Source organism: Dysgonomonas sp. 511 (assembly GCF_010501105.1).
In the GTDB taxonomy this organism is placed as follows: Bacteria; Bacteroidota; Bacteroidia; order Bacteroidales; family Dysgonomonadaceae; genus Dysgonomonas.
Map to the genome: position 1 here is coordinate 247,640 of NZ_QVMQ01000011.1, position 8,148 is coordinate 255,787.

4 protein-coding genes are annotated in these 8,148 nt (G+C 36.1%); all 4 read left to right on the forward strand.

The window, feature by feature from the left end:
• Nucleotides 1–166 precede the first annotated feature (166 nt).
• The 4 genes from D0T57_RS07225 to D0T57_RS07240 are packed head-to-tail and all read left to right on the forward strand — an operon-like array spanning nucleotide 167 to nucleotide 7,947.
• Nucleotides 167–3,295, forward strand: coding sequence for a TonB-dependent receptor (locus D0T57_RS07225; RefSeq protein WP_163272337.1), 3,129 nt, complete (start codon nucleotides 167–169; stop codon nucleotides 3,293–3,295).
• A 22-nt stretch (nucleotides 3,296–3,317) separates the two neighbouring features.
• Nucleotides 3,318–5,003 (forward strand): RagB/SusD family nutrient uptake outer membrane protein, encoded by a 1,686-nt coding sequence (locus tag D0T57_RS07230; RefSeq protein WP_163272339.1) that lies wholly within the window; start codon nucleotides 3,318–3,320, stop codon nucleotides 5,001–5,003.
• Nucleotides 5,004–5,015: 12 nt separating this feature from the next.
• A complete protein-coding gene (locus D0T57_RS07235) occupies nucleotides 5,016–6,425 on the forward strand; it encodes a DUF4960 domain-containing protein (RefSeq protein ID WP_163272341.1) in 1,410 nt (469 codons plus the stop codon).
• 10 nt (nucleotides 6,426–6,435) lie between these two features.
• Nucleotides 6,436–7,947 (forward strand): glycoside hydrolase family 32 protein, encoded by a 1,512-nt coding sequence (locus D0T57_RS07240; protein WP_163272343.1) that lies wholly within the window; start codon nucleotides 6,436–6,438, stop codon nucleotides 7,945–7,947.
• Nucleotides 7,948–8,148 lie beyond the last annotated feature (201 nt).

Below are 8,148 nucleotides of genomic sequence, written 5' to 3' on the forward strand. Positions count from 1 at the left end.
ACAGATGTTGCCAACGATTGCAGAAATGTTGCATCTATTTTATTTTCTTGTGCATTGCAACATTTTTGCATATATCTGAAACATCCCTTACATAAGGAAGACTTAATTCCGTATAGTTTTGTACAACCATGAAATTAATATGTTAAACAATAAATTTAATTACCAAATGGAAAAACAAACTCACATTTTTAAATTGAAATGTTGTATTTCAATATTTTTCTTATTTGTTCTTCCTTCACTTGCTTTTTCTCAAACAAAGGAAGTAACAGGGGTTGTTACTCTGGCAGAAGACGGTTTGGGTGCAATAGGAGTCAGTGTTGTTGAAAAGGGAACAACAAATGGAACAGTTACAGATATTGAAGGAAGGTATCGGATTCAATTAACAAAAGAATCAGCCACCCTGGTCTTCTCTATGGTTGGAATGATAGCACAAGAAAAGACTGTTAGCCATGGAGACGTCGTTGATGTTGTTTTATCTGAAAACCAACAATTATTAAATGAGATAGTTGTAACAGGGTATACATCCCAACGAAAAGCAGATCTGACAGGAGCTGTATCAGTTGTATCTATTGATGAGATAAAGAAAGTAGCTGAAAATAATCCTATGAAAGCTCTACAAGGAAAAGTTGCCGGTATGATGGTAACTACTGATGGTAATCCGAGTGGGGCTTCTACTATTCGTATACGTGGGATAGGCACATTGAACAATAATGATCCCCTATATATAATAGATGGTGTGCCAACCAAAGCTGGCATGCATGAATTGAACTCTGCGGATATAGAAAGTATTCAGGTTCTTAAAGATGCTTCATCGGCAAGTATATATGGTTCACGAGCGGCCAATGGTGTTATAATTATCACAACCAAACAAGGGAAAAAGGGAAAAGTTAAGATTGATTTCAATGCAGGTGTTACCACCTCAAAATACACCACCAAGATGGATATGTTAAATACCCAAGAATATGGTCGGATGATGTGGCAAGCAGAAGTAAATGCAGGGAAAGATCCCAATGCCAACGCGATAGGTTATACTTACGACTGGGGATATGATGCCAATGGAGTAGCAGTACTCAATAAAGTCATATTACCCGAATACGTAGTGGGAAGTGGAAATACAATGCGTACAGCAGACACTGATTGGTTTGATCAAATAACAAGAACAGGTGTTATGCAGAACTATGATATGTCGGTAAGTAGCGGTACCGATAATGGTAGTTATTTCTTTTCGTTGGGATATCTTACTAATGAAGGGGTGATCAAAAACAGCGATTTCGACCGAATTTCAGCCCGAATGAATACTTCATACAAATTATTCGACGGAATAGTAACAATAGGGGAAAACTTCACACTTAATAGAACCAGTGAGGTACAAGCACCCGACGGTATTCTGAATACCGCATTACAAGCCTTGCCTATGTTACCCGTTTATACAGAATCGGGGGGATGGGGAGGTCCTGTGGGAGTAATGAATGACCGACAAAATCCTGTAAGATTAGTTGAAGCCGTAAAAGATAATAGATATTCATATTGGAGAACTTTTGGTAATGCGTTTCTGGCCGTTAATCCAATTGAAGGATTGGATTTGAGAACTAATTTTGGGCTTGACTATGGGAATTATTATAAACGTGATCTTGTCCGAAAATATCAATCAGGGAAATTAGAGAGTGATATTAATTCAGTAAACTTAAACCAAGGACATTGGCTAAAATGGAATTGGAATGCGATTGCATCTTACAATATTACAGTAGGTAAACATAGAGCAGATGCAATGTTAGGAGTAGAAGCCTTTAGAGAAGAAAATGTCAATTTCAACTCATATCGTGAAGGCTTTGAACTTGAAACACCTGAATATATGTGGCCTGATGTAGGTACAGGAAAATCAATTGCTGGCGGTAACTCTACAGCATATACCTTGTTATCCTTTTTTGGTAAGGTTAATTATTCATTCGATGATCGTTATCTTGCTTCGGTAACCTTGCGTCGCGATGGCTCATCACGTTTCGGTAAGAATAATAAATATGGAACTTTTCCTGCATTTTCTTTAGGATGGCGTTTAAGCGAAGAAGCTTTCATCAAGAACAATATAAATAACATATCGGATCTGAAGTTACGTTTAGGATGGGGGCAAACAGGAAACCAAGAAATAAGCAATACAGCCATATATAATATATATGTACCTGATTATGGAACTGCTGATCCTACATGGGGAACAGTGCATAGTACATCTTATGATATTAGCGGAACAGGATCGGGACAATTACAGTCTGGATTTAAACGTACACAACTTGCCAATGATAACCTGAAATGGGAAACAACTACACAAACCAATATTGGTCTCGACTTTGGTTTTTGGGAACAAAAACTTTACGGGTCAGCAGAATATTACATGAAGAAAACCAAAGATATCCTAGTGCTTCCACCCTATCTTGCTGCGATAGGAGAAGGTGGAAATCGTTGGGTAAATGGTGCTTCAATGCAAAACTGGGGAATGGAATATTCAGTAGGTTATCGAAATAAATTACCATTCGGTTTAGAATATGATATTACAGGTAATCTTTCTTTATATAGAAATGAAATGACTTATTTGCCCGAAGATGTAGAAAATAACTATGGAGGAGTAGCCGGAAATAATATATTGGGACATCCTATTAATTCTTTATTCGGATATGTTGCAGATGGATTATTTAAAACACAGGAGGAGGTAGATAATGCCGCCCAGCAACCAGGAAAAGGACTCGGACGTATTCGTTACAAAGATCTAAATGGAGATGGAGTAATTGATAATGATGACAGGACATGGATTGGCGTACAACATCCCGATTTTATGTATGGACTAAATGTCAACTTAAGTTATAAAGGCTTTGATTTAACTATGTTCTGGCAAGGAATCCATAACATAGATGTCGTAAATGATCAAAAATACCATACTGATTTTTGGAGTGTAAGCGAAACAGGTTCCAATAAAGGACGTCGACTATTAAATGCATGGAGCCCAACTAATGTAAATAGCGACATTCCGTCTGTGACATCTCTGAATACAAATGATGAAGGACGTTTTTCCACTTACTTCATAGAAAATGGTTCATATTTAAAATTAAGAATGTTACAAGTCGGATATACATTTCCTACACATATCACAAGAAAATTCTATGCAAACCATTTAAGACTGTATATAAGTGGACAAAATCTATGGACGATTAAAAGTAAAAGTTTCACAGGGGTAGATCCGGAAAGCCCTCAATTTGGTTATCCTATACCAAGGACTTTTACTGTCGGATTAAATGTCTCATTCTAAATAATCTAATAATAATATAATTATGAAAAAAATATATTTATCCATATTAGCCGTTTTATTTTTGGTCTTTAGCAGCTGCTCTGATTTTCTAAACGAAAAGCCAAATGGAATCTTAGATGATGATGATATATCAGGGCTTGACCAGATTGAAAAAAATGTGATTTCAGCATATTCGATGTTAGGCAATGACCATTATGATACCCCATTCAATCTTTGGCCATATGGAAATGTACGTTCTGATGATGCATATAAAGGTGGACGTGACGAATCAGATATTCAGGCATTCCATTTCTACGAAACCTCAAGTAATATTGTTCCTACATTCGGAGAACCGGATGTTCTCTTCTATAATTGTTATATAGCTATTTCACGTATAAATAATGCTATACGTGTGCTCAATTCTGTATCAGAAAACGAGTTTGAAATGAAAAATAGGAGATTAGGCGAATGCCGTTTCCTTCGAGGACATTTCTATTTTTTACTGAAGACTATGTTTAAGAATGTACCTTACATTGACGAAGTAGTACCAACCGATGCTTATGGTACAATATCGAATGTAGAACTGACAAATGATGAATCATGGGCGAAAATAGCAGCGGATTTTGAATTTGCTTATAGAAATTTACCTGATGTGCAACCAGAGATAGGACGCGCAAACAAATATGCTGCTGCAGCTTACTTAGCTAAGGTATATCTATATAAAGCATATCGTCAAGACGAAAAGCATAATGTTACAAGTATTGATACAGATGATTTGGATCAGGTATTAATATATACTGCCGCTGTAATAGGTTCATCATATGATCTTGCTCCCGATTTTGCGCATAATTTTCTTCCTGGAAAAAATATATACGAAAATGGTATTGAAGCTCTTTTTTCTATTCAGTTTTCAAAGGATGATGGCACAAGTAAAGGCCGGTTAAATTTCAGTGATGCACTTAACGTACCCCTAAATACATCGGGCGCATGCGATTTTCAAAAGCCTAGTCAGAATCTGGTAAATGCGTTTAAAACGAAAAACGGATTACCTGATTTTAATTCATACAATTTAGCTGACTATGATGCAAGTACAGATAATGCAGATCCTCGCTTATATCATACGGTTGCAATGGTTGGATACCCATATAAATACGATTTAGGAAATATCTTCGAGACAGGGCATAACAGAAATCCTGGCGTATATGGTTATTACTCTTCGTTGAAAGAAAATGTAAAGGTAGGAGACGAGTCATCAGTTCTGATTGATCCCTTCCGTGCAAATACAAAGAATAGAATAATTATTCGTTATGCAGATGTACTATTGATGCGTGCTGAAGCTTTGATAGAACTCAACAGGGAAGGGGAGGCTTTGCCACTGATAAATGAAATAAGGATGCGTGCTAAAAACAGCATCGCTCTTATTCCTTATGCTACGAATGTTAATATGGCATTATATGCTAACGATGCAACCTGGACAAACTCATATGCACGGACAGCTTTACGCTGGGAAAGACGCCTTGAGTTTGCCATGGAAGGAAGCCGCTTCTTTGATTTAGTTCGTTGGGGAATCGCGGATAGTGTGCTGAATGCATATTATGAAAACGAGAAATCAAAACGTCCTTATTATGAAGGTGCACATTTCGATAAAAACAAAGAGGAGTATGTACCTATTCCTCAACAACAAATAAACTTCAGCAAGAATGTGTACAAACAAAATTATAACTATTAATATCTAAGAATTATGAAACTAAAATATTATGTGTTCAGTTTACTCTCGTTAGCTTTATTGCTGAGTGGGTGTTACGATCGTGACATTAATTCGGATGATGCCAAAGTAGCTCCATTATCCAATTTAGAATATCGAATAGATGATGATACTTTAAGAGTGGAATGGATTTTACCAAATCAGAATGATTTGAGTGTGAAAGTATCGTCAGATGCCGAAACTAAAGTTATATCCAACAATCCTACATCCTACAAATATGGCGTAGTAAAGGTGGGAAAGGAATATAAATTCACATTTAATGTGCTTGATAAAGAAGGAAATATATCTACTGGGCAAACAATTTATTTTACACGCGAAGGAAGCTCATCTATCAATGGCCTAACGGCACGTCAAAAGGATGGAGCAAAGACAGTTGTATTAACATGGGAGCTTCCCGATGAAAAAATAAGTAAAATAGAAGTAAGATATGATGGTACTAAAATAGAGTTGCCGGGAAGTGCTACAACTTATACCTTGGAAAACGCATCCGAAAAAGTGTACACAATAGGTGTAGTGAGTTTCGATGAAGAAGGTAATTCTTCCGAAACGGTTTATACTACTATCAGAGTAGGAAGTACCAAAATTGCGTTTCTGGGGGATGCTGCGACTTACAATATGTTTCTTGCTACTGCTGACGATGATGAAATAGCAGCAGGAAAATGGTTCTTTGAAACCTATCCAACAGGAACCTATCTATCATTTGAGGATGTGAAAGCAGGAACTGATTTAACTCAATATCGTGTCATTTGGTGGATACGCGATGCTCAATCCCCGAGATCGTTATTGCCTGCAATATCTTTGGAGGAAACTGTAATTAGTGCAATGAAGAAATATTACACTGATGGAGGAAATTTGTTGTTGAACACACATGCAACAAATTACTTGTGGACGATGGGACGCATGAAGTCTAATTTTAATTCAGAAATTGAAATGGGTGGAGGTTTTGACAATGGAGATGTATGGCATGTAAATGTTAGTATTGGAAAAGTTCATGATGAATCAGAACACCCTATATATAAAGGGTTGTCACATATTCTGTTAGATGGTAAAAAATGTATTCCGCTTATAGGTTCTGGATGGAAAGAAAATCATAATAATATATGGAAAGATATCTGTGATTTTTATGGATATGGCAATACTGATGAGAATGGATATATTAAGATATCAGAAGATAATCAAATAAAAATACTGGGTACATGGGACGGTATAAATGACTATTGGATGATGGCTAATTTTGAAGCCTATCCAAATGCAGAGTTTAAAGGGACTTCTATTGCTATTGGTATTGGAGCTTTTGAATGGAATCAAAATAATGGAAGAAATATCTATCAGGATAACATTGAGAAAATTACATATAATGCATTAGAGTATTTGAAAACTAAATAAAATCGATATTATGAAAGATAAAATTACTAATAGTCTCATGTTATCAATAATTGGGGTAATATGCTTTTTCTCATCCTGTTCTGATGATTATTCAAATGACTATTATAAAGACAATAATACCTATAATGACGAACCATATCGTCCATCCATTCATTTTACACCAGAAAAATATTGGATGAACGATCCCAATGGAATGGTTTATTTGGATGGTGAATATCATCTCTTCTATCAATATAATCCATATCGCTCTTTTTGGGGAAACTTGAGTTGGGGACATGCTGTCAGCAAAAATCTTATCAACTGGGAGCATCTGCCAACAGCTCTTTTCCCTGATAAATCAGGGGATATATTCTCCGGTTCTGCGGTTATTGATAAAAATAATACTGCGGGTTTTGGAGAAAATGCGATGATTGCTATTTACACCTCTTCCGGGGCCAGACAAAATCAATCTCTTGCCTATAGTCTTGATAAAGGAAGGACTTTCACAAAATATGAAGCTAATCCTATACTTACTGACGAAAATATCATAGATTTCCGTGATCCGAAAGTCTTCTGGCATAAAGAGACAAATAAATGGGTTATGTCATTGGCTACTTCACAGACCATAACATTCTATGGTTCAAAAAATTTGAAAGAATGGGAAAAACTGAGTGAATTCGGAGATGGTATTGGTGGGCATGGAGGGGTCTGGGAATGCCCAGACTTGTTCCCATTGACTTATAACGGGCAAACAAAATGGGTGTTGTTAGTAAGCATAAATCCCGGAGCACCGAATGGAGGTTCAGGTACGCAATATTTTATTGGAGACTTTAATGGAACTACATTTAAAGCAGATAATATGCCCTATCCGCTTTGGCTGGATTACGGCAAAGACAACTATGCAGGTGTTACATGGAATAATATTCCAGAAAGTGATGGCAGACGCATATTCATAGGATGGATGAGTAACTGGCAATATGCCGAGGCTGTACCAACAATGACATGGCGAAACGGGGCAACATTACCCCGAACTCTAACATTAAAATCTCATCCGGATGGTTATCCTGTACTAACGTCTGAGGTTGTGAGTGAATTAGATGAAATAAGTGAAGAATGGGTTCCCCTATCAAATTCTGAAGAGGCGTATCATCTAGATGTTGATAATAAAGCATATCAACTAGAGATTAATATGACCATTCCTGCTTCAAATACTACTATCCTTAAACTTTCAAATGATGCAAAGGAAGAGTTTGTTATAACAATAGATAGAGATGCGACTGAATTCAGGACAGATAGAACGAAATCGGGTAAAGTAAATTTTTCCAGCAATTTTCCAAGTATTAATACAGCTCCACTTTATGTTAATTCTGAAAATATTACATTGACATTAATTGTCGACAATAATTCTATTGAAGCGTTTATAAATGGAGGTATAGTTCAACAAACAAATCTAATATTTCCACAAAAGCTTTATAATGCCATCAATATATCAGGAACAACATCACATTCTTTAAAAATTAAGAAGTTTAATTCTATTTATTAAGCTCAGTTATCAAACAATTAAGACAGAACTACAATAGTTTTGATACTCTATATAAAATGGAGCTCTTTCACTCTTTGATATCTAATTATTGAATATAAGTTCAAGAGGGTGTGTCAAAAGTAAATTGACCTACCCTTTTTGTTTCATGCAGCCAGTTTATATTTCTCTTGGTTTTTATCAGCAATAGGATTCATAATATAT

Bases quoted from the DNA above. Each gene is read 5' to 3' on its own strand.
- D0T57_RS07225 (WP_163272337.1), top strand. From the start codon at position 167: ATGGAAAAACAAACTCACATTTTTAAATTGAAATGTTGTATTTCAATA.
- D0T57_RS07230 (WP_163272339.1), top strand. From the start codon at position 3,318: ATGAAAAAAATATATTTATCCATATTAGCCGTTTTATTTTTGGTCTTT.
- D0T57_RS07235 (WP_163272341.1), top strand. From the start codon at position 5,016: ATGAAACTAAAATATTATGTGTTCAGTTTACTCTCGTTAGCTTTATTG.
- D0T57_RS07240 (WP_163272343.1), top strand. From the start codon at position 6,436: ATGAAAGATAAAATTACTAATAGTCTCATGTTATCAATAATTGGGGTA.